Source organism: Pseudomonas sp. MDT2-39-1, from assembly GCF_054898085.1.
Genome location: NZ_CM142716.1, coordinates 1,726,268 through 1,749,458 on the forward strand (window position 1 = coordinate 1,726,268; position 23,191 = coordinate 1,749,458).

Annotated in this window: 12 protein-coding genes; 2 read left to right on the top strand and 10 right to left on the bottom strand. The window is 57.6% G+C overall.

The window, feature by feature from the left end; genetic code table 11:
- Positions 1-82: 82 nt before the first annotated feature.
- The 4 genes from ACYZTM_RS08510 to ACYZTM_RS08525 all read right to left on the bottom strand — a co-directional run bounded on the left by ACYZTM_RS08510 (position 83) and on the right by ACYZTM_RS08525 (position 15,892).
- Complete coding sequence (locus tag ACYZTM_RS08510; RefSeq protein WP_461988116.1) at positions 83-4,852, bottom strand: Ig-like domain-containing protein; 4,770 nt, start codon at positions 4,850-4,852, stop codon at positions 83-85.
- On the bottom strand, positions 4,845-8,948 hold the full coding sequence (locus tag ACYZTM_RS08515; RefSeq protein ID WP_461988118.1) for a Tc toxin subunit A-related protein: 4,104 nt from the start codon (positions 8,946-8,948) through the stop codon (positions 4,845-4,847). The genes ACYZTM_RS08510 and ACYZTM_RS08515 overlap by 8 nt, the downstream gene beginning before the upstream one ends.
- A gap of 53 nt (positions 8,949-9,001) precedes the next feature.
- Positions 9,002-12,634, bottom strand: a complete 3,633-nt coding sequence (locus ACYZTM_RS08520; protein WP_461988120.1) for a Tc toxin subunit A — start codon at positions 12,632-12,634, stop codon at positions 9,002-9,004.
- Between the two features lie 123 nt (positions 12,635-12,757).
- Positions 12,758-15,892: an Ig-like domain-containing protein gene (locus tag ACYZTM_RS08525; protein WP_461988122.1), complete on the bottom strand. Its 3,135-nt coding sequence runs from the start codon at positions 15,890-15,892 to the stop codon at positions 12,758-12,760.
- A gap of 462 nt (positions 15,893-16,354) precedes the next feature.
- Here ACYZTM_RS08525 and ACYZTM_RS08530 point away from each other — a divergent pair, with 462 nt between their 5' ends.
- Entirely contained in the window at positions 16,355-16,726 is a 372-nt protein-coding gene (locus tag ACYZTM_RS08530; protein ID WP_461988124.1) for a DUF6124 family protein, read from the top strand.
- A gap of 147 nt (positions 16,727-16,873) precedes the next feature.
- Here the strand turns inward: ACYZTM_RS08530 and ACYZTM_RS08535 are convergent, their stop codons facing one another.
- From ACYZTM_RS08535 to ACYZTM_RS08545, 3 genes are all read right to left on the bottom strand, one after another.
- On the bottom strand, positions 16,874-17,233 hold the full coding sequence (locus ACYZTM_RS08535; RefSeq protein ID WP_461988126.1) for a PilZ domain-containing protein: 360 nt from the start codon (positions 17,231-17,233) through the stop codon (positions 16,874-16,876).
- A gap of 243 nt (positions 17,234-17,476) precedes the next feature.
- On the bottom strand, positions 17,477-17,860 hold the full coding sequence (locus tag ACYZTM_RS08540) for a tetratricopeptide repeat protein (protein ID WP_461955420.1): 384 nt from the start codon (positions 17,858-17,860) through the stop codon (positions 17,477-17,479).
- A 219-nt stretch (positions 17,861-18,079) separates the two neighbouring features.
- Positions 18,080-18,370 (bottom strand): hypothetical protein, encoded by a 291-nt coding sequence (locus tag ACYZTM_RS08545; protein WP_461988128.1) that lies wholly within the window; start codon positions 18,368-18,370, stop codon positions 18,080-18,082.
- A 232-nt stretch (positions 18,371-18,602) separates the two neighbouring features.
- Here ACYZTM_RS08545 and pyk point away from each other — a divergent pair, with 232 nt between their 5' ends.
- Positions 18,603-20,054 carry a pyruvate kinase gene (pyk, locus tag ACYZTM_RS08550; protein ID WP_461988131.1) on the top strand — a complete coding sequence of 484 codons (1,452 nt, stop codon included), beginning with the start codon at positions 18,603-18,605 and terminating at the stop codon, positions 20,052-20,054.
- 206 nt (positions 20,055-20,260) lie between these two features.
- On the opposite strand, the gene ACYZTM_RS08555 is transcribed toward pyk, so the two are convergent.
- The 3 genes from ACYZTM_RS08555 to ACYZTM_RS08565 are packed head-to-tail and all read right to left on the bottom strand — an operon-like array spanning position 20,261 to position 23,076.
- A complete protein-coding gene (locus tag ACYZTM_RS08555) occupies positions 20,261-21,010 on the bottom strand; it encodes an enoyl-CoA hydratase-related protein (protein WP_461988133.1) in 750 nt (249 codons plus the stop codon).
- Between the two features lie 31 nt (positions 21,011-21,041).
- Entirely contained in the window at positions 21,042-21,977 is a 936-nt protein-coding gene (locus tag ACYZTM_RS08560; protein WP_461988135.1) for an iron-sulfur-binding ferredoxin reductase, read from the bottom strand.
- Positions 21,970-23,076 carry a GGDEF domain-containing protein gene (locus tag ACYZTM_RS08565; RefSeq protein ID WP_461988137.1) on the bottom strand — a complete coding sequence of 369 codons (1,107 nt, stop codon included), beginning with the start codon at positions 23,074-23,076 and terminating at the stop codon, positions 21,970-21,972. The genes ACYZTM_RS08560 and ACYZTM_RS08565 overlap by 8 nt, the downstream gene beginning before the upstream one ends.
- Between the last annotated feature and the right edge of the window lie 115 nt (positions 23,077-23,191).

The following is a 23,191-nucleotide window of genomic DNA, read 5'->3' on the forward strand; positions in this document are numbered from 1 at the left end:
GATGGGATACTTATAAGCATCAAGCAATTAACGCATCTTCCAAGAAAAAATATTAATTAACTGGCAAAACCAGAAACTGGTACTAAACAACAGTACTGTCGTATCGATTGTAAATCTCCAGCCGCCCCCCTCCTTGTGTAGTAATTGTTGTAGCAGTCACACCCGATGAATCCGTGTACGCAAAAGTTTCGCTGGAACCAGCCTTGGTGACTTGGACCCCCGCTGCCCTCTTTTTCGTAAACACGGATGTCGCCCGAATGTGTTGCTTATACCAGACAATATCTGGCCATCGGTGTTCCTCTGTAACCCAACGATCGACACCCACAAGGTTATGGCCCAACGACATGGCTAATGGCAAAGACTTCACCCCCGTGTCCACTAACGTTAGTTGCAAGGAAAAATCCCCTTTTCTCGTAGTCGTGAGACAATTCAGCTCCCACGTCTTCCCCTCCAGCGTCAGCAGCTGAACATTCCCTAGCGAAGGTGTGACCACTACGCCGAGATTTCCGGCGGGCTCCCCGCCCCATACGAGTTTTATAGGCTTACCCAGAAACTGACTGGAAGGTGTGGGACGCAGAGTGACAGTATGCCTTGCGCCATGGCAGGGAAAGGCACTCGCTCCGAAAGTAACCGGAAACTCGTCGAATTTAACCTCCAGTTCTTGTGCAAAATTAACTACCGCCCCCGGCAATGGTGGTGATTTCGGCAGCTGATCAAACTTCGGAAGGGCAAATTGCAATACAAAAGGGCCGCTATGCGCATGCTCCGTAGAAATAGACCAACTCAAGGAGGTGGTCTCCTTAGACATCTCACGTAGTTGTCCCAAGGGCGGATCAAAAACCAGACCTTGCTCCTCAGCGATCGGAGTGCATTCCAAATCAATAAATCCTTCTGGGGCGCCAATCAGCCAACTGTATTTATAGTCCAGTTTAAGTGTGCAAACCTCTCCCGCTACTAAATCCAGCCTCACGTCAAACCAATCTACCTCCACACCATTAATGCAAGGCCTGAACTCCTGCAACCAAGTTAAAGTTGTAGTAGAAGTAGAAGTAGACGTAGACGTAGACGTAGACGTAGAAGTAGAAGTAGAAGTAGAAGTAGAAGTAGAAGTAGAAGATAAACTCGGCACCAGCTCAAACTCAATAGATTTAACTTCCCACCCAGCATACCCCCCCGGAACGGTAGCTTGTAGAAGCCCCCTCCTTATGCCAGGCATCCTGAAAGACACTTGAGCGTTCCCTTCTGCATCAGTTCTTGTCGGAGCAATCAACCTCTCGGGGTAATCCCACATCACCTCAACGTCCTGTATAGGTTCGCCTGTCATCGCCGAAACTACATTTACCACCGCTGTAACCAACTCTCCCAGATGACCATTTGGTTTAGGGCTGGAGAGCGACTGTATTTCCCGAGGCTCGTTCAAGAAATACGAAAACGCTACCGATGTTGAATATTCTTCATCCCCCACCGTCGCGATCAGCACGGCCGCACCGGGAGCTGTCGGGGGGAAACGAATTTCTGCTATGCCGTAATAGTTTGTCACTGACGTCACAACCCCAAGATCCGGGCTACGCCAAGTCACCGTCCAACCCACCATCGGCCTGCCACTGATAACCGACACTACTGTGACCGTTCCGACAAACGCTTGCCCCCAGTCCAGTGTCTGGAAAGCGCTGCTGTTGCTGCTGATTTTCAGCACCTGCGAGCCCTCCCCAACGGACATCGCGTTCGCCGGCGACAGGCTCGCCAGCCGCTCGGACGACAGGCGAAATGCAAAACTACCGTCCTTCAGATCGCCCACCCTGAACAGGTACTGCAATCCCACGTCGTAAAACGGTCGACGCACCCCGAGCCCTTCTGACAAAAAGCTGATACCCAGTGCAGCAGGTCCGGTTCCGGTCATTCCCAGCGTCAAGACACGACCAAACAATGAACTGTTTTCTGCCGCTTCCAAATCGATCGAGTGTTCACCGTTGCGACGCGGAAAACAGGTTTTTTGGCCCCAGGGCTGAAACGCTTGTTTGTCAAAACTGACCCTCAATCCCGCCCACGGATCGCTCGCCAGCGCACGGACTGTCATGAGACATTGCTCTCGATAACCGTCGTAAGGGCTCTCCACCACAGCCTTCACCTGATGCTCCTGATCGGCATCAACTGGCGAAAAATCAAACCCGGACCAGCCCTCCTCATCCGTTGACACCACGCTTGCGTCCTTCCACTTCACCGGCACCTCACCTACAGCTCTCCCGGTGAAATGAGAGAACACCTGAACCCACAGACTGGCGGGCTCTTGCCCGACAACCGGATCCACCGCCGGCTCGTACCACTTCTCAATCCTGACTTTGTTATGCGCCAGCGACATCGGGGTCGCGGTGGCGACAAAATCCAGCTGAGGCAGTGCCAACGTCAGGGCAAACTGTCCCTCCCGCTTGCTATTGGTAAAGTCCAATTTCCATCCGGCGCCCCCGTCGCTGATCGGTTGTGCACTACCCGAAGCGGGTTCGATTGTTGCGCCCAGTTGATCGGCAGGTGTTCCCGACCATGTCAGCGATGCCATCAATCCCACCAGCGGGCTCAGCGCATTGGGCAATACGTTAAAACGGTGCTGCGCCTCCAGGCACGGATAGAGAGACTGGCCGTCAAGCGCTGCTTTTATCTGATCGAGTACCAGGCTGGTTTCCTCTTTCAGATCCACCGACACCAATCGCCCGAAGAGCGCTCGAACAGTCGGCTCCCCCTCAAGGCGCAGCTCCAGATCAAACAGGCTGCTGATGCTGGTACCCGCCGCTGAAACGAGCGTCCACTCCACACCTGTTGCCGATAGAGGTTTGGGCACCCCCAGATCAGTGGGCACCAGGCCGATATCCGACGCGACACCTCGCCAGTGCAAGCTGATGTTTTTGCCGCCCCATGGGCTGCCTGTGACCGGCTCGACCTTCAAGGTATGGGTCTGTCCACGTCGACAGAGCACTCCAACCTCAACCTGCTCGACTTCCTGCCCATCAAGCAGGATCTTGACCCTACTCTTCCAAGGGCTGGTCGCAATCGCCGTCACATTGAATGGCCGCTCAACTGCAACGGCTTCCGCATGAGCGCGCACGCTGGCAGTGACGACATGATCCCCGGCGCTTGTTGGCGTACACAGATAACTGGCCCAGCCACCCGCGCCCGTGCGGGTCAAGATCGTTTCCCCGAACGCCGTCCAGTCAACCAATGCATTGACTACCGGTTCGCCCGCCGTGCCGTCAAGATCGTGCACCACCTGAACGCGCAACAGCGCACTGTCGTGTTCATCCACCACCGTTACCTTGTTCGCCTCACGCACCTCGCCAATCCTGACCACGTTACGCGCCAACGACATGGTTTTTTTCGGCGAAGGCAGCAGCAATTTCGAGCAGACCAGCGACAGCTCGAACCGGCCGTCCAAGCGATCCTCGCTCGTCAGCGTCCAGACCACTTCACCGCCGATGACCGGCACTGAATCCTCAAGCACCGGGCTGACGACAACGCCCAGTTGATCGTGGGAGTCCCCGCTCCAAAGCAATTCAAAGTCTGTCCCCATTAACGGACTGGTGAGAGCCAGTTTGACGGTAAGGGCATAATCAGAACCCCGATTGGGGTAGCCGATTTTTTCTTCCCAACGCGTCGCAACGCCCTCGACGACCGCTGATATGTCCTTCCATGGATCCGTGGCCAACACTTGCACTTCAAAGTTGTGAGTAACGACGCCAGTGGCGAAGTACAAACTCTCGACCGATGCTTCGATGTCGACGTCACCCGCTTGCACCGGCTGAAACTCAAAGTACGCCCAGCCTTCGTCATTGGTATCGGTCACACCCATTACCTGTTGACCGCCAAGCGTCCAGGTCACCGGCCTCCCGCTGACAGGCAGCGAGGTGTAATACGAAATCACCTGGACCCCCAGCCGTACACCCTGGCCGAATTCAAGCACCGGGTAATAAGCCGCCTCAACCACCTCACGGAACGCCAATCGATGGTGCCCGAGCGATACGTTCATCCGGTATGGGTCGGCGGTGTATTGGTTATGCAGGATCAGCGAAAGGAGGATGGGTTCGTTGACCTCCATCCACGGGCAATTGATCTCCCACTCATCCTCAACCGGCTGATCGACGCCCCAGTCCGGCGTCGCGAGAATCGCGTCATCCGGGTTGTTTTCGCTGATCAGCGCAGCGTTGGTGCCCTGCCACACGTTTTTATTCGCAAGCTCGAACTTCAACGTGTGAGAGGCGTCCACGCACAGATACAAAGACCCGCTAATTGGGACGGGGTTGTTGTCGAACAACCGTGTTTGCACCTCTACCGGCCCCAGATGCAAGGCGAGCTTGATCCGGGTGATGCAGATCTTCGATACATAGTCCGAAGGTTCGTTCCTGGGGCTGAATACACCAAGGGTAATCACGTCCTGACTTTTCAACGGTAGCAGCAGTTCTACTTCGTACTTGACAGGGATGAACTCAAGCGACTGCCCGCTGGCCAGACGCACCTGATCTTGCTCCTGATTACGTTGCTTGCCCGGCTCAAGGCTGATCTCCTGCTTTTCCTCCGACCCTTTGATGCTGATCCGCATCAAACCCGCTTCGGTATGTCGTGTCTCGCACAGAAAGCTCAGGACATACCGTGCATCAGTGCCGGAGTTCTTGGGGAGTGCTACATCCTGACTGACCGAAGACTCATTACCAGCAACCAGAAAACGGATGCTCTCGTCCTCATAAAACTCACTCACTGTACCTAGCCAATTCGGATTGTTCGGGCCTTTTTTCCAATGCTTGAACGCCTCGGCGAACTCCCCGTCGCGAACCAGACTTTCATCGGCTTGAATGTTGGGTTCACGCATGGCTGCCTGCTCCTTTGTCCTGTTTGTTTTGCCCGGGCTTTGTGGCCTCGGTCACCATGTCTTCCACTTTGCGGGTGAAGGTCGGTTCGCCGACTTTGGCCGTGTAACGAATACGCAAGATGACGTCGTTCAGAGAGGCCAGCATCGACAGCTGCGGCTCTTTGCTTGCCCAGGGAAAATTCAACATCCAGCGCGAGACCACCCCGGTGTTTTCGAAAGGGTTGAGCAAACCTTCATCGGGTTTCATCGCGACCATGCCGTTGTCGGCAATGCCCATCGACAGGGCTATTCGCTGGCCGCTGCGCAGGTTTATTTGCACATCGGCCGGGGCCACAGCGGCTTCAGGTTTGTGCAGGTACTTGACTGATTGCGCGGTTGCCTTGGTCGCGATCATGCTGCTGATCTGAAGCACCGTGGCCCGCACATTCTCGTAAGGCCCGGTCAGCACCGGCAGATCGACTTCAACCGAACTGATCTGCCGGCAGTAGTGCCCCGGATGATCGCGATCGAAGAGCAATTGGGTGAGCTTGAATTCCAGCGATCCGCTGCTGCGCAACTGCGCCAATGCAGCACTCCAGTCCGCTATTCCAGTCTGCGGATCGAGGGTGTCTTCAAACAACTGACGCAATGAGATGGTTTTAATCAGCTCCAGGCGCCGCTCATGGCGTTGCAGGTATTCGCGTTCCATACGCAGCAGATGCCCACGCAGATGATCGCCTGCCGTCAGGCCGTGACGACTGTCCTGCCACACCTGGGGCAAGGGAATCTGCGAGTCGTAATCGCCGGTTTCGGCATTGAGCGAGGCCTGGACGCTGAGGCACAGGCTGACCACCGCATCGTAAGCCTGATAATGCAACGTCTTGAGTTGGCCCAACAGCCAACCGAACAGTTCAGCATTGGTTGCCCGCTTCTTGAGAAAGTTGTAGACCGTCAACGCCTGACTGTTGGCCCGAAGGGTCTGATCCAGGCTGGTCCGGGCCGCCAGTACAGCATTTTCCTGCGCGGCGATCTGACTGTTGATCGCCCGAACCTCTGCCCGTGCCTGATTGCGCTGCAATTCCCATTCGTCGCGACGGCGGCGGTAGGCTTCGGTGGTGGCTTGTTTGTCCGCATCGATTTGCAGCACCGATGCGGCGATGTCCAATCCATAGCACACTGCATCGACAATTTTAGCCGGCTCATGTCCGCCGGCCGCCATGCCAAAAATATTGGGCAAAGAGGCAATCACTGCACCAACAGGCTTAATCGCTGAAGAGGTGAGCGCCAGTACTTTTGACTGAAGCAGGCTCTCCATGACGTCGTATTCAACCTTCGATACGTTTTCATCATGGAGTTGCGCATACACATCGGCCCGCTCTTGTGCCACCTCTCGGCTGCTCAACAGCGCAGATACACTCGCTTCCAGTTGGTCGATGGTTTGCCGTTGCACGGTTTCGGCATAGGTGCCCAGTTCCACCAAATGGTTTTGTTGCAATTCCTCCTGCTCCGCCCGATCCCGACGTTCAAGCAGGTTCAGCACCTGATTGCCGTAATCCTGCAAGGTCTGCACGGCACGTAACGCCGCCTCGAACGTAACGCGCCAACGAAAAGCACCCACCACCAGCCGCCCCCCCATCGGTCTCGGCCCGGCAACGCCACCGTCCGCGAGATCGCGCAGCAATTGGTTTGGGTCTGTCGGCGGGCTGAAGAGCGGGACTTCCAGCGGCCTGCCGTCGAGGCTGAGATTGTTGCGCAGGTTGCGCAGTCGTTGCTTGGGATGTTCAAACAGATCCAGCAGTTTCTGGTTGATCGGCAGTTTGAACGGTCCGTTCGCTAATAGCCCCAATTGGGGTATGGCGTCGGAGGCAGCAGGAATATCCGCCAGGTGGAAATCGAGCGTTTGTTCAAATTGATCCAGCGCCGGGCGCGAAGCGCTGCTGCCCAAAAGTGTTCCAACCGTCGCCGTTTGCCAACTGTTCACGGTGCGCACCGAGGGTGCCTTGCCCATCAGAAACCCGGCCTGGACGTAACACAACTTGGCCGCCACCAGGCTGTCACGGGTCAGCTGACGGTAATACCAGTCGCCCCACGCCATCAGGTTATTGACGTACTCGGTAAATACCAGAATCTGAAAATGCCGGGGGGCTGAATAGCCGATGGCGTCCGGATCGGTCGGGTTCTGGATTTCAGCGCCGGGATTACCGGGGTTCGTCAACGGCCGGCAGCGCCAGTACAGCGGTTTTGGATTTGGCGCATCGGGCTCCGCGATGGCTTGTGGATCAAACACGTATCGCAACCAGTTCTGCGCTTGCGCAAAACGGTTTTCATCACGCAAGCGTGTGGCCACCAGGTGCGGCAGGTGAAAAAACAGTTCCCAGAAAAACAACCCGTTGGCGCCGTCAAATGCACCATTCGGCTCGGGGAACGTCACTGAGGTCGGGGGCGGTTCCGGCAGGAACTGTGTGTTCCAATCCAGTACGGCATCGACGGAAATGATGGAACGCTGTACGAGTTCGGGACCGAACAGCGAGTTCAGGCGCACGTATTTCAGCGCCAGATCCGCCTGGTCGAGCGAGAGAAACTGCGCTGCATCGAGAGTGTTTTTAAGCAGGGCCGGAGGGGTGAAGTGCGCAAGGTTGGCGATCGTTATTGAAAAGTTTTTGCGTCCACTACCATCTGCAGCGCGAGAACCAAATTCAAGGACAGCCGGCTGAGTCCAACCTCCTTTCGTCCGTTTAAAGGCCTGCCATTTGGTGCTCCAATTACCTGCGGCCGGAAAGCGTTCTTCAATCGGTGTAGGGTCTTCGGCAGCCGGATTTTTCAAGGTCAAATCCAGGAGCATTGAACCTTCGTCCCAAATCGTTCGCCTGCAAAAACCCTGGATCAAAAGTACATCTTCGTTATTACCGGGTATCACAATGGCCCGTAGCCCCAGATAAGGCGTCACGTTGCCCGCAGGGGCATCGGTAACAACAATGTTCGGTTGACTGATCAACGTATGCTGCACCGTCAAAGAGGTAGCAAATCGATCCGCCGCGACGTCCAACCAACTGCTGTCAACATCGTCCACGGGACGCATCAGTACATCCCGTATCACCGCGACCTTGAGGGACTCCTTCCCCACCTCGCCTCTCGTCAACAGCACCCCCAAATTGCCCTTGGGATGTTGTTCACTGACCAACACAGTCGCAATCAGCCGGGCGCCCGCGGAGAGGTCATGCTCATGTGCAGAAGCATGCAGGTTCAACGGTGCGGACCACTGGCCGTTTTGCGTCATGAAGGCCAGGTTGATATCGAGTCGGTAGAGCAGATTCGAATCAGCCGGTTGATCGACGGGCTTGTCGCGCCAATCGGCCCACACCACACACAACCGTCCATTCCAGGACACCAGACGAATGTCCAGTACCTTCGCGCCGGAGGGAATGTCCATCGGCAGCCATTCACTCCACGCCGCCGGATTGATGGCGGTTTGCTGGGTGCCGAGTTCAACTTCAGCCTTGCGCCAGAAGTAATGGGCAGGCGTAGTCCGCGTGCAACCCACAAAAAAGTAATCCGCTCGAGCGGGCATTGGCGGGCGTGAAACATCCCCTTTGTAGCCGCCCATGTAGCCGCTGATCACGTCCAGATCGCAGGTCTTCTCGAACGTGTGCAGATAGCCCTGCAGCGCCGCTTGAACCGAGTCAGTGTTCAGACTGCTTTGGTTCAGGTTGTTTTCGAGGGCTTTGAACAGGCTGGTCTTGCGCTGGCGCACAAAAGGGTTGATGAAGTTTTCCGGGTAGCACTCGATGTATTGCAGCGCCGCCCAGTCCGGGTAATTGTTGTAGAGCTCCCAGGTGTCCAGGTCCGGTTTGCCGAACGGATGCTTTGTGTAACCGGGCTCCAGTTTGCGATACGCCGCATGTATGAACTGCTGCGCACAACTCGTCGCTTCAGCGACCCAGGAGCTCTGCACCGGGTAGCTGTCCAGCGGATCCATGCGCAGCAGTTCGAACAGGTCTTCCGGTGTTTTCACGAAGGCGTAAGGCTTCTCTCCTGGGTTTTTGACGTTCCCGATGCAGTATTCCACCAACGCCAAGCGACGTTTTTCCAGCAGCTGACCAATGTTATTCGATGCCATGATCCTTTCTCCTTAGCTTTTGACCGGGGTGCGCACGTCAGCAAGCGATACCTTCATCCAGGGTTTCCATTGACTTCGAAAATAATGGGCTCGAAATGGGCTATTGCTGCACTACCCTCGATTAAAATGCTGACGGTGAATGTTCCGCCGGTTTCGCTGGTGACAAACACTCGCGTGAGCCCATCCTGGTTGGTGTAAACCTGAGCGGGCCGGATAATGACTGTTTTGCCCTCACCCCCTTGCTTGGCTTCGGCAGACCACCGCACGAGTTGGTTTTTTCCAAGATTTTTGTACTCGTCCAGCAGCGTGCCAAAGAGTTCGACTTCGTCACCGGGTGCTACGGGGTTCAACGGTATCGGGGACATGAGTGGTGGCGGAAAGGTCAGGGATAAGGTGTCGGCCGTGACGTGAATGGTGGGGGCATTCACCGCGTCGAACAGGTCCAGCCAGAACCGCGGACTTTCCGTGCCCATCACGCTGCCAGGGATAAACTCCGCTCTGAGTGTTCCATCCATTTCGGTCGCTTTTGTAGCAATGGTCCCCAGGGTGGCGCGCCAGTAAACGTTGACCCCTTTCAACGGAGCTCCTGCCGCATCCTTGAGGGTTACCAAAAAAATGATTTTTTCGTCAGGTTTATTGGCCACCACGTAGTTGTTGTTTTCCACGGTGCATGTCATGTCGACGAGTTGCTTCAGATCGCTGGAAGTTTGAACAAGGGGCACGCTCGATTCGGACAGGCTCAGCAAGGCGTGCTCGGCGGCGGCGGCATACGCCCGCTTATCAGCGTCCGTATCAACGGACTCAGGCAAACTGCCGATCAGAAAAATCGTCAGGGCATCCATATTGCTGCGCGCCGACAGCACGCGGATGCGCACCAACAGGTCCAGCTGTCTCAGGTTTTTCAGGACCTTGAGTGTCGGATCAATCCGACTGACACACTCGCGCACTTCCTGAACGCTCCAGCCAAAAAACTCGGCCAGTTTGATGGACGAAGCCTGCTGGGCCAGGGCCAACGCGTCACCGGCCACATTCGGCAATGTGTTGGCCTGACGCAGGTAGTCGAGCAGTTTCTGCGCCGGTTGTTCGCTCAGTTCAAACGCTCGGGTGAGTACGGTGAGGTAGTAAAGCGTTGTCACCGAGAACGCATACTTGTCTTCCTGACCTATCCAGGCTCGATAACCGTAATCCAGGTAGTCCTTTAGCAGGACGGCACTCAAATTCAGTTTGGCCACCACCACACTGCGACGGCGCACATCGGCCAGCAACGTGAGCAATGGATCAGGCTGTTCGTTGCGCCCTCGCGCCGGTTCTTCAGATGCCGTGCCAGTGTGCTCGACCACCAGACGCAGTAACTGATAAATCGGTGCATTGGCCCATTCGAGCACCCGTATGGCTTGCTCTGCGTCAACACCGGCATACACCGCCAGGCACTCCTTGGCCACCGACACCTGAGCGTCCCGGGCCTGCACGAGCACGCCGAACATTTGTTCGACAATGGTCGCGCGCAACGTGGTCTCGATGTCGCCCAAGCCGTCCTTGACCGCCTTTTCAATTTCTTTGCGAGCATAGGCCAGGTATTCAGATTCAGTCGTGGGCGGTGCCAGCACCAGACCATCAGCATCGGCCACGCCCCGCAGCAGATCGAGCCAATCGGCAGCCGGCAACGACGGCACCCCGGCCGCTAACAACCCGGCGTTGGTCAACAACGCGGCCGGCAGCAGGTTGCTGACCTGCGCGAACAGTTGCAGTTCAAGTTCCGAGGCAGCGCCGGGGCGCGGTTCAGACACCTGCTGTAGCATCCACAGCACCGGGATATCACGAGCCTGGCACCAGTCCACGCAGGAATGCATGGCGTGGATCAGGTTCAGCACATCCGGCGTGCCGCCTGTGACGTTGTTGATTTGGGGAAGCCCAGCCAGCCCCTTGACCCAGCTCTCCCCGCCCAGCAACGTCAGCATCAACACGCCTTCTACCGGTGTGATGCCCAACATTCGCGCCAGCCCCACCAGGCGGTAAAAACTTGAAATGATCGCCGCGCTACGTTTGAGTCTGGTTTTGTCTGTGAGGTCATGGGCCTGAGCAATCGCCAAGGCCAGGTAAGCGTATGTTTGCAGATCAATGCCGAGCCCGCTGCACAGTTGGTTGACCGTCAAGTCGGTCGCCCCCTCTGCGGGCAGTACCGGGAACTCCAGGTTATCGAGCTTCAAGGGCTGGCGATAAAGCCCTTGGCTATTGAAGACCTGGTCGAACTGCGAGAGCGCGTCCCCGCGACCGTAAATCGACAATTCATCGATAAACACCGCGAAGTCCTGCGCCGTACAGCCGTAGCGCTCGCGCAAAGACTGAAAAAGCCCCAGTGCATGCACCACGTTGGGTGATATCCACCACGCGTCTTTATGCGCGCCGCCGCGCACATCCGCCCTGATGGCAGCAGCCAGCAAGGCATCAACCTCGTCGCTTCGCATGCCCAGCCAAATGTCCAGGCGCAACTTGCGGTTCAATCGGTCATATCGGGCCAGACCCTGGTTGGTTGCGGGATCCTCTGACAATCGATGCATGAAACCAGGCCCCTCTCCGACATTCGTAATACTGACAGCGGGGGATGCATGGGCATTGAGGTAAACCGAACCGGAACGCTCGCCTTCCGGGCCGGCAGGCATAGCCGGGTCGTAGGTCACATTGGTTGAGCGCTCAGGCTCGAAAATGCCTACTGACAGCAACGCCTCGATTCTCGACGTATCGAGTTTTGTCCGCTCACCGAAGAACGGCACTTGATTCAGGTTCTGCCACTCCACGTCTCCGGCACCGAAGTTAGTCAGATAAAAAGCATCCCGCACTTCAGGATCATTCGGAGGCTCCGTCAGCAGCTTGCGCTGATAAGGCCCCAGCCGCGATGCATGGGCCAGCGCGCGTCCTGCATCGTCATCCCATGCCTGCGTTTGCAGAAAAAAAGGGAAGTTCGGGTCAACCATGTGATCAAAATCACCCACCGACAGACCACGGTGCAGCGCAATGTCATCCAGGGTGACCCAATGCTGGTAGTAAGGCAGTCCGTTCGGGTAGCGCGCCTCAATCAACGCGTCTTCAAGCTTCGTCTGCGGCTCATGTTTGGCGATGAATGCTTCCAGCACCGAAACGATGATGTCGACCGAGGACACCGACTTGTGCACCGCATTGAAGTCCACAGACAGGTGTTTCAGGTCTGTGCGGCGATCATGCAGGGGATATATTTCCGCCTTCACGCCAACAGATTCGATACGGTCGTTGATCCATCGCAGCAGTTCGATCAGATAAGCCACCGGCGATGCGATCGACTCCAAGGCATCCGGTGGACAAAGTGCGTCAAATTGGGTAGCGAATAACCACTCATAACTTGGCCCCTGAACAAACGACAACAGCCCGCTCGATGCCCCTGTTGCTGCCTTTTCACTGCCCGTCAGCGAGTGCTCGATAAACTGTCGGCGCACATAGATGGCCATGCTGTTGAACCGTCGCAGCAACTGCTGTGCGTCCGGCGGGCTGACCCCATGGTCCTGGACCAGCCCCTCAAGCCCCTTTTCCACCAGAGAAAAGATTGATCCACCCTCCTGGAGGTAGGTTCGCAACCCGGAATATTGTTCGCGTGTTTTCGGATTAATCACTTCGTCGAACAGTTGCACGGCGGGGCGGTTGGGCGAGTCAGCCATGGTTTGGATTCCTTGGGTCAATAGCAGCCCGCAACAGCCTGACAACCCTGTCAGGCTGTGCGTTTGATGAAACAGATTTGGCACCAGAACACAGCCATCGTCTACTGTCAGAAATGACAGTTTTTATGACCGTTCATCGGGTGTTGGGTATCCGGGTTCCGTTGACGGGGCAGGCACGACTTCGAAGCGTTTGCTCTCGGCCCAGTCGGAAACCGTCGCACCCTCCTCGCTGTCCGTAAGGGTTTGCTTGAACCGGCACCACTGGCCGCCAAGGGGCAGCAGTTGCGAGGCCACGCCCTGCCAATCCCTAAAGACTCGAATATTCACGGCCCATTTCAGTTCGGGGTTGAACCAGCTCACAACTTCCCCGCCCCCCTCCCTGCCCTGGCCTTTGAACTCGACCGGGTGACTGACCCAACGTCCCGCTTCAGGCGACTCGATAACAGGCAAGTACGTACCCAGCACGACCGGTCGCTCGAGGGAATCGGCGGATTCGAACCCGTCGCACGAGGCCACGGCCACCAGACTGTAGCGGCCACCGGGCTGATCGAATTCCACCGTCACCGACCACGTGCGATCTTCCAGCACCGGACTCTGCCTCAACACCGTACGTCCCGGGTTGATCAGCTTCACAGCCACCGTGTCCCCCGGCACGCCGAAGCCTGAGACCACCACCCACCGACCGACGTGTTCGTCCGCCGCCGGGGTTTCGATACTCGGCTTTGCCGGCACCACGTTGTAGGTCGATGGCTGGCTGTCTTTTGACGTCTGCCCTTCAAACGTTTGCCTGGCCCAGATGGTTGTAACCCCCACCGGCAACGTCACCTCGGCTTTCCAGCTGCCGTCGTTGCCCACCGCAATGTTCGTCAGCAAAGGCTCGGTTGCGCCCTGTTGCCAAACTTCGACCCGTCCGCCCGGCATGGCCCTGCCCTCCAGGATCGAGGTTCGTGGCAGATTTTCGTTTTCAGTTGGCACCGTAATGACCGGTGGCAATAGCACGACTTGAAACGTGCGCGGATCACTGCGCAACGACTCCCGCCCATTGAGCGTTTGTTGAGCGTCGATGATGTACTGACGAGATTGGAGTTCGGTGAGGTCGATTGACCATTCACCATTCTCCGTCAGCAATTTGGGTTCACCCAGCGCTGCACCGAATCGGGTATCGCGCAGTTGCATCGTGGCCCCTTCCAGGCCGTTATTCCCCTGGACAGTCATGTCGCGGCCAACCTCTGCGTTGGGGGCAGGGTCAGTGATGACCGGCTGGGGAATGGGCAAAACGGTTTGAAAGGTTTCGGATGCGGGCAATGAGGTCTGTTCGGCCGCGGTCTGGGTTACCGTGACGGTATGGAGGATGTCTGGTTCAAAGTGTTCCGCGCGCTGAAAAACCCAGTCTGTACCGGTCACCTCGGCAGCAAATGTCCTATCGCGGTCGCTGAACGTGAGCTCAACCTCAGCATTCTGCCAGCAGGTGCCCGAAACGGCGACTAGCAAGCCAACCACGTCCACCTTGCTGATATCCGGTGCCAATGGCGGGATGCAAACATACAGTGGGACCCAGGTCGGCGACTGCTGACCATTCAAGAATTGCTTGATATGAACGTCCCGATTGAATGTCGGGCCCCACACTTCTGAAGCCTTGCTCGACCATTGGCCATTGACAACAATCGTATCGGGGGCAGCCGTGGTGATGTAACCGGGGTTAGCGATCCTGACCGTAGCGTCGGTATTACCATTGCCAGAGAAGGTTGGCTGGTAGTCCTTCGTGTACTGCACATTGGTCGGATCTTCCAGTTGCCTGTCGACGGTGAACGGGTACGGCTGCGATTCAATCCAGTCATTGGCGTTGTCGGAAACTTTTTGAATTGCCGTCAGTGTGTACAGGCCAGTCGTCCAGTTTGTTGCCGTCGTGTCCCATACGCCATTGGGTTTCACCTGGACAGAGGGCGGCACCGTTCCGCCCGGGCCGCTGACAATCTTGATATCGACCGTCGCGCCGGTATGGCCGCTGCCGGAAAACTTCACCGTGGTTTCGGTGGGATAGGTGACGGTAACAGTGGTTAATGCGGGAGGGCGGACGTTGAACGCTTGGGGGACGCTACGCCCAGAACGAAAACTGTCCAGCACCAGCTCGGCCACAAGACTGATCCGCCCGGCCGGAACGGTGACGGAAACCGTCCAGGCTCCATCCGTTTGCAGCGTAGCTTTTCCAACAGGCGTGTTGTCCCCCAAGTCCTTGAGTATTTGCATTTCCAAGCCCGGGGCGCCTCCGAGACCAGAAACATTGAAGGTCTGATCCTGCGGATCGGGGTCAGCATTGAGCGTCGGAGGGGGCGCAAGAAACACTCTTACTGCCTTCCAGCCCTCCCTGCTTCCTCTCTTGTGGCCCACTTGGAGGACTACCCAGCCGCCAAGAGGATAATGTTCCCGGCCATAAAATGTTATCGGCCCCCAGCTGCCGGAACCACTAGCATGGGTCTGCCCCAACAATTTCAATCCGTTTTCGGTCAAGACTTGAATCTGTTCACCCGGTGCTCCCCAGGTGCCACTCACTGATATATTCGAATCGAGTTTGAATGCTGTGTTATCTACAGGCGTAGTGACTTTCGGGGGCGCGAAATAAGTAATTGTTTTTATTTCAGACCACCGTGTGGAATACCCGGCGCAGGATTGTTCAACGGTGATAGGGAAAGTTCCTGGGTGCACTTCGGACCATAGAGGTATCGACCATCTAGTACCACCCGTTACACGACCGGATAACTGACTACCGTTACTGACCCAGACTGCCAACTCCGTGGCATCGCCACCCGAACCCTTGATGGTATTGGTAAACACTGACAACGCATCAATAACGGGCAAGCGACTCAGCACAAGAGGAATGACTAACCAAGATGAGTTTTGATTATAGTACTGCCAATAATGCCATAACTCTGTAAAGCCAAATTTGTTTGTTGAATAGGTAATTCGACGGATGTTCCATCTAAACCCTACCTGGAACTCGCCTTCATGAATCCATTCCCTACTGCCAGCTATGGACACCTTTATCCATACTTGGTGGCTACCTTCCGCGTCCAAATGGAACTGGAACGTCTGATTGGGATCCACGATCATCCAGGGGCTCACTTCACGTATAGATAGAGGCGAAATGGTCCCAGCGCTGTCCGGGATTTCAATGTCGGCCGACACCGAAAGCTCCCCTCCGCTGTGCTCTTCAACCTCCCGATGCTCAGTCCCATTCATCTTGCTTTCGTCTTCAGTCATGATCACGCTCCGCCGCCGCCTGCTGTGGAAATCTCAAGGCTCCTTTTCTACGCCGCGAACCAGATCGCTGCCTACCTGTAAAATCTGACAGTTCCGACGAACGGCACGGGCCGTTGAACGGGGCTTCGCCCAGATCCTTCAGGCCTTCGCCAAGTGACTACAGCGTCTTGCGCAACGGACTACACATCCGCCAGAATCCGCCGGCTTGTGCACCTTGACCTTGCCCCGTAACTTGATCCGCGTCGCTGCCAATCAGCGATCGGGTTTAGTCGCCCGGTTTTTGTACGATGTGCACAAGCGTCATCCAGTCGGGTAATCCCTATCCCCGCACTCGATGGTGGCTGTTCGCAGGGCGCTCTCGAGCGCGCCGGTTCTCGTACTCACCGGTCGACTAACCTGCTTACAGCCGCCACCCCTTCGTTTAGTCGCGAGGTCGTGGCAGCCCCAATCGAGTACGAAAATATGTTCAAAGCAACTCCAAATCCCCCCGAAACCGACCCGGTTTCCCCCTACGCCACCCTCGATTCAAGAAAGCTCCACGCCGCCGCCGACAGGGCGCTGGACCATTACCTCAAGCCCAACATCGAATCCCTTCGCTCTTCCCAGGACCGTGCCATGAAAATGTTCACCGTTGTCGCCGATGCCAACCCCGAAGCGTTGAACATCGAGACCTACGAAACCTTTTCCACGGTCAGCACGTTGCTGCTCGACCTGGCCGACAGCCTGGAGGACAAGCCGCGGCATCTGGCGATGGCGATTTATCGGATCAGTGAGTTGGGGTTGATGCTGGTGGAGCGGTCGCTGGATAACGAGAAGGCGATCAAGACGACGTAGCGTTCAGCCTGTCATTTTTTGTTGTCTGGGCTGACGCCATCGCGAGCAGGCTCACTCCCACAGGGGATCTTTGGTGACCACAATATTTGTGAACACCCGATGCCCATGTAGGAGTGAGCCTGCTCGCGATGCTTTTGACGATTCACCTCACGCCGAGGCAGGCAACGGCTGAAAGCTGAAGTACTGCGTCAACGCCTCCACCAATTGCCCATACTCCGGCGGTGCCCGTTGCAGGCTGAACCCGGCGTCGTAATGGTGGGGGGTTTCGTCTTCGTGGCACCACAGACAACACACCGTCAGGTCAATGACCAGCTGGCAACCGTCGCGGGCGGGGATTTTCAGACGCAGGTCAAAGTCGACGCCCACCATCATGGGCAACTGGCTGATGAGCATCAGCCCGTCGGCGGACACATTGCCCAGAAAGCCGATGGGTTTGTCGGTGATGCTGTTGAACACTTTCAGAAAATACGGCAGTTGATGCCGCTCGATCCGGCGGTCGGTAATCATGCGCAATGGCCCAGCAAGGCCCTTAAGCAGGGCCGAACTAATGCTTCGGAACGTGCCGTTTTTGCTCTTGTCGAAAAGCCTGGCTCGCTCTCCCCGATCCCGGTGCGTCAGTCCATGAAACCGCTGACGCTTATTGCTGCCGATCACAGGTATGACCTCGGTTTAGAAACAAGGCTCTAAAACCGATCTCTTCGACTATAGCTCACCACCGCAGGGCGGCCAGCCTTTGCATGAGCGCTGCAATCAGAACCGCGTCGGGCGCACGGCCGCCGCACTGCGCATCGGGTAATGGCCCAGGCTCTGCAAGGTTTCCAGACGCGCACGGGCGCGGTAGGCGTATTCGCTCTGCGGGTAGGACGCGATGATGTACTGGTACGTCTGCGCCGCATCAATGAACAGCTTCTGCCGTTCCAGGCACAGGCCGCGCATCATCGACACTTCCGGCCACACATAAGGCCGCGCACGGCTGGAGCGTTCGACTTTCGACAGTTCAAGCATCACCTGCTCGCAATTGCCGCGATCGTACGCGCTGTAGGCGTTATTCAAATGATGGTTCATCGACCAACGGGTGCAGCCCGTGACGCTGAGGACGCTGAGGGCAAGGGCGGCAATGGGCACGAATCGCATGGGGGTTCTCCTGTCTTGAGCTCTGTATCGACCCGTTGGCGGAAATCTTCAGGAAAGTGGTGATGAACATGAAGTGTAGTGGCAGCGACAGCCGCACTGTGCCAGTTTTCACTCGATATAGAGACGGGTCGAACTTTAACAATTGCACTCGGATCAGGCGAAAAAAAGCCCACTGAACCACGATGGCTCAGTAGGCTTTTATCATGAACAGGAGCGCGGTCATTCGACCTTGAATCGTCGCACCGGCGCCCAGGGAGAAGACTCATTGTCACCGATCAAGCGAGCTGTAATCACTACTTCGCCCTTCAGGTCCTTGGGCAATGTGCCTTCCCAACTACCGTCTTTGCCCACCTGAGCATCAAAAAATCGCATGCTTCCATCTGCCTTAGAGACTTGAACCTTTTGGCCCGCCTCTGCGGTTCCATGTACCGAAACCGTGTGTGTCACAAGGGAGCCTTCTGTCGGTTTATGAATTACCGGAACAGGCAGCGACTTATTTTCCGTGGACATATTTTCATCTCCTTGCCCCATCACCGTTTGACGAGGTTGCAGAGCATTCAACCCGCACCCAACCCGGGCGCCTAGCTGTAAGAAATAACAGTTCCGACAAACGGTAAATCGCGTTCGTCATTTTCAAGAATGTTCGTTTCAAGATAAAAACGAATAAGTAGTGCAAACGAACAATGACTACATCCCCGGAGCATAGTAGCCTCACTCAGCGCTTGAACTCAGGAGTCTTTGCATGTCCGTCCGTCGTACCAAAATCGTCGCTACCCTTGGCCCGGCCAGTAACTCGCCGGAAGTTCTCGAACAGCTGATTCTGGCTGGCCTGGACGTCGCCCGCCTGAACTTCTCCCACGGCACCCCCGACGAGCACAAGGCTCGCGCGAAGCTGGTGCGGGACCTCGCGGCCAAGCACGGCCGCTTCGTCGCCCTGCTGGGTGACCTGCAAGGCCCGAAAATCCGTATCGCCAAATTTGCCAACAAGAAGATCGAGCTGAAGATCGGTGATCAATTCACCTTCTCCACCAGCCATCCTCTGACCGAAGGCAACCAGCAAGTGGTCGGCATCGACTACCCGGACCTGGTCAAGGACTGCGGCGTAGGCGACGAGCTGCTGCTCGACGACGGCCGTGTGGTGATGCGCGTCGATACCGCGACCGCCACCGAGCTGAACTGCACCGTGCTGATCGGCGGCCCGCTGTCCGACCATAAAGGCATCAACCGTCGTGGCGGCGGCCTGACGGCGCCGGCCCTGACCGAGAAAGACAAGGCCGACATCAAGCTCGCTGCCGAAATGCAGGTCGACTACCTCGCCGTGTCCTTCCCGCGTGACGCCGCCGACATGGAATACGCCCGTCAACTGCGCGACGAGGCCGGCGGTACTGCCTGGCTGGTGGCGAAGATCGAACGCGCCGAAGCCGTGGCCGACGATGACACCCTCGATGCCCTGATCAAAGCATCCGACGCCGTCATGGTTGCTCGTGGTGACCTCGGTGTGGAAATCGGCGACGCCGAGCTGGTGGGCATCCAGAAGAAAATCATTCTGCACGCACGCCGCCACAACAAGGCTGTGATCGTCGCGACCCAGATGATGGAGTCGATGATCCAGAACCCGATGCCGACTCGCGCCGAAGTGTCCGACGTGGCCAACGCCGTGCTCGACTACACCGACGCCGTGATGCTCTCGGCAGAAAGTGCTGCCGGTCTGTATCCACTGGAAGCCGTGCAAGCAATGGCGCGCATCTGCGTCGGCGCTGAAAAGCACCCGACCAGCAAGACCTCCAGCCACCGCATCGGCAAGGTTTTCGAAAGCTGCGACCAGAGCATCGCCCTGGCGGCTATGTACACCGCCAACCACTTCCCGGGCGTGAAAGCGATCATCGCCTTGACCGAAAGTGGCTACACGCCGTTGATCATGTCGCGCATCCGCTCTTCCATCCCGATCTACGCGTTCTCCCCGCACCGCGAAACCCAGGCCCGCGCGGCCATGTTCCGTGGCGTCTACACCGTACCGTTCGACCCGGCATCGCTGCCGCCTGAGCAAGTCAGCCAGGCTGCGATCGACGAGTTGCTCAAACGCGGCGTCGTGGAGAAAGGCGACTGGGTCATCCTGACCAAGGGCGACAGCTACCACACCATCGGCGGCACCAACGGGATGAAAATCCTGCACGTTGGCGATCCGATGGTCTGAGTGACCGGCTGCTGAAAAACAAAAGCCCCGCCATGTGAATGGCGGGGCTTTTTGGTTTCCAGTTTGGGATGTGTGGTGTTTAGGCGGGCCTCTTCGCGGGCAAGCCTCGCTCCTACAGGTTATGTGAGCGCCGAAAATCCACTGTAGGAGCGAGCGGTGCGGCGATCCGACTTGCCCGCGAAGGCGTCAGCTCGGTCACCGCATCTTCAATGTCGGCGAATAAAGGCCGACAACGCCGCCATCGCCTCAGGCGACCGCAACCGCTGGGTAAACAACGCACCCTCTTCCTCTATCACTTTACGCAGCAATTCCCGGTCCGGCGCTTTCATCAATTGCTTGCTGATCCGCACCGCTTCCGGCGGCAACGATTCGAACCGCAACGCCATCTCCCGTGCCTTGGCCAACGCGTCTTCGCCACTGTCCAACGCTTCGGTCGCAATGCCCCAAGCGGCGGCCTGTTCACCGCTGAAGCTCTCACCGAGTAGAAGCAACTCCGCGGCTTTGGCATGCCCGAGCAGACGCGGCAGGATCAGGCTGCAACCAAACTCCGGACACAATCCAAGGTTCACGAACGGCATCCGCAACCGAGCATCACGGCTGACATACACCAGATCACAATGCAGCAACATCGTCGTGCCAATGCCCACCGCGGCACCCGCCACAGCGGCAATCACTGGTTTGCGGCACTCCAGCAAGTTGAGCATAAAGTGGAACACCGGGCTGTCGAGGTTGCTCGGCGGTTGTTGGATGAAGTCGGCGATGTCGTTGCCGGCGGTGAAGCACTCGGCGCTGCCGGTGATCAGCACGGCGTTGATTTCGGGGTCGGTGTCGGCCTGTTTCAGCGCTTCGGCCAGGTGGCTGTACATCGCACGAGTCAGGGCGTTTTTCTTGTCGGGGCGGTTCAGGCGCAGGGTCAGCAGGCCGCGTTCGCGTTCAAGCTGGATGGCATCGGTCATGGCGAGTCTCGCGTCGTTAAACGGTCAGCGCTCAACCACGGGGAACAAAGACATCCGCCAGCAGTTGGTTGCGCGGCAATCCGGCCAGGTACAAACGCCGGGCGAAGGCGTCGACACTGTCGGGGGCTCCGCAGACTAAGGCCAGTGTTTGTCGGGAAACAAGCCGCAGTTGCGCCAACGCCTGCGGCAACTCGGCCGGGGTCCAGCATTCGAGACTGAGGTTTTCACGCACATCGCACATGGCTTGCAGGGGTTTGGCCAGGTAATGCTCACTGGCGTCATGGGCGAGGTGAATGACGCGGATGGCGCCTTGGTGATCCTGACGCAACGCTTCGCGCAACACACCGAACAGCGGCCCCAACCCCGTGCCAGCGGCCATCAGCCAAAGGGACCGGGTGTTCCAGTCGGGATCGTAGTGCAGCGCCCCGCCGCGCAGTTCGCCGAGGCGGATCGGGTCGCCGATTTTAAGCTGTCGGGCCGCGTCGCTGAATTCCCCCGGCTGCCGACAATCGAGGTGAAACTCCAGAAAGCGGTCTTCTTCCGGCAGGCTGGCCAAGGAGTAAGGCCGTGCGACGTTGCCCGCCCACAACACCAGATGCTGCCCGGCGCGGTAGCGCAACGGTCGCTCAGGTGTCAGACGCAAACGCAGCACGCTGGTGCTCAACCAATCGACCGCAGCGACCTGGGCCGGGCGGCCGTCGACTTGTGGATCGAAGGTGTGCACTTGCAAGTCTTCGACCACCTGACACTGACACGCCAGGCGCCAGCCTTGCTGTCGCTGATCAGCGCTCAAGGCATCGGGACGACTGTCACTGGGCAAGCCTCGAACGCATTGCACCAGGCACGCATGGCAACTGCCGGCACGGCAACTGTAAGGCACGACCACGCCGTTCTGATTCAGGGCGTCGAGCAGGTTGCTGCCCGGCGCCACCGACCAGCGGCGCTCGCCGACGCGCAACTCAGGCATCGACGTTCTCCCACGCCGCCGCGCATCGGTTGCGACCGTCACGCTTGGCGCGGTAGAGCGCCTGATCGGCGCGCTGCAAGGCGTCGTCGAGGTCATCGCCCAGCTCCAGCAAGGTCATGCCCGCCGACAAGCTGAGATGGGCGACGTTGAGGCCGATCAGCTCGACATCGGTGAACGCAATGCGCAGCCGCTCACAACAGGACGTCAGGCGTTCGGCGTTGCAGTCGGGCAACAGCACCACGAACTCTTCGCCACCACAACGGGCCAGTACGTCACCCTCGCGCAGGCAGGCGGTGGCCACGCCGGCAAAGGCTTGCAGCACCTGATCGCCCGCGGCGTGGCCGTGAATGTCGTTGATGCGTTTGAAGTGGTCGAGGTCGATCAACGCCAGGCCATGCACCACGCCCGCTTCCATCGCATTCAGCTCGCGAGAGGCCAGGCGCAGGAAATGTCGGCGGTTGAACAGCCCGGTGAGTTCGTCGGTGGCGACCAGGTCTTCGAGCTGGCGCATCATCCCGCGCAGGGTGTCCTGGTGCGCTTGCAAGGCAAACCGTCGTTGGCGCATACGCTGGCGCGAAGCCTGAACATAACGGGCGTAGAGCTCCAGCCAGATCAGCACGATAAACAGCACGCACACCTGCAACGCGGCGAGCGCCGGGTCGGGCAACCGGAAGTGGTAGCCCTCCCACAGCGTGATCGCGCTGAAACTGAAAAACACCAACAGCGCGCACCGCACAAACGCACGACGGGAAAGATGGAACAGCCCGAACAACATGATCAGCAGGTAGAACACCAGGAACGCACCGCGTGCCTCATCCAGATTGGCAATCAGCCATGTCTGCCAACCCAGGCCCATCAACACTTGCGCTTCGGTCAGGCTCGGGTCGGAGAATCGCAGGTTGCAGCCACTGTAAAACACCGCGAACAACGCCGCCTGAGTGATGACCACCAGCGCGCTGCCGATGGCCACGCTGGCCAGGGGTTCGTCGTAATGTCCGGTGAAAAACGCCAGCCACAGCAATACCAAAGCCAGGGCGTAGGTGCCGGCTGCGAGGGCAAAGCGTTTGAGCAAAAGCCGTTGGATGGCGTTATGGGTCAATCGTTGACTCACCGTGCGAAAGGAGGCTGATCGAGTGTCCTACTCTACAGACCGAATGCCACTTTAGTGGGGTGTCTGATAAATGACCATTCAATTTTCGGGGCAGAAAACTGGC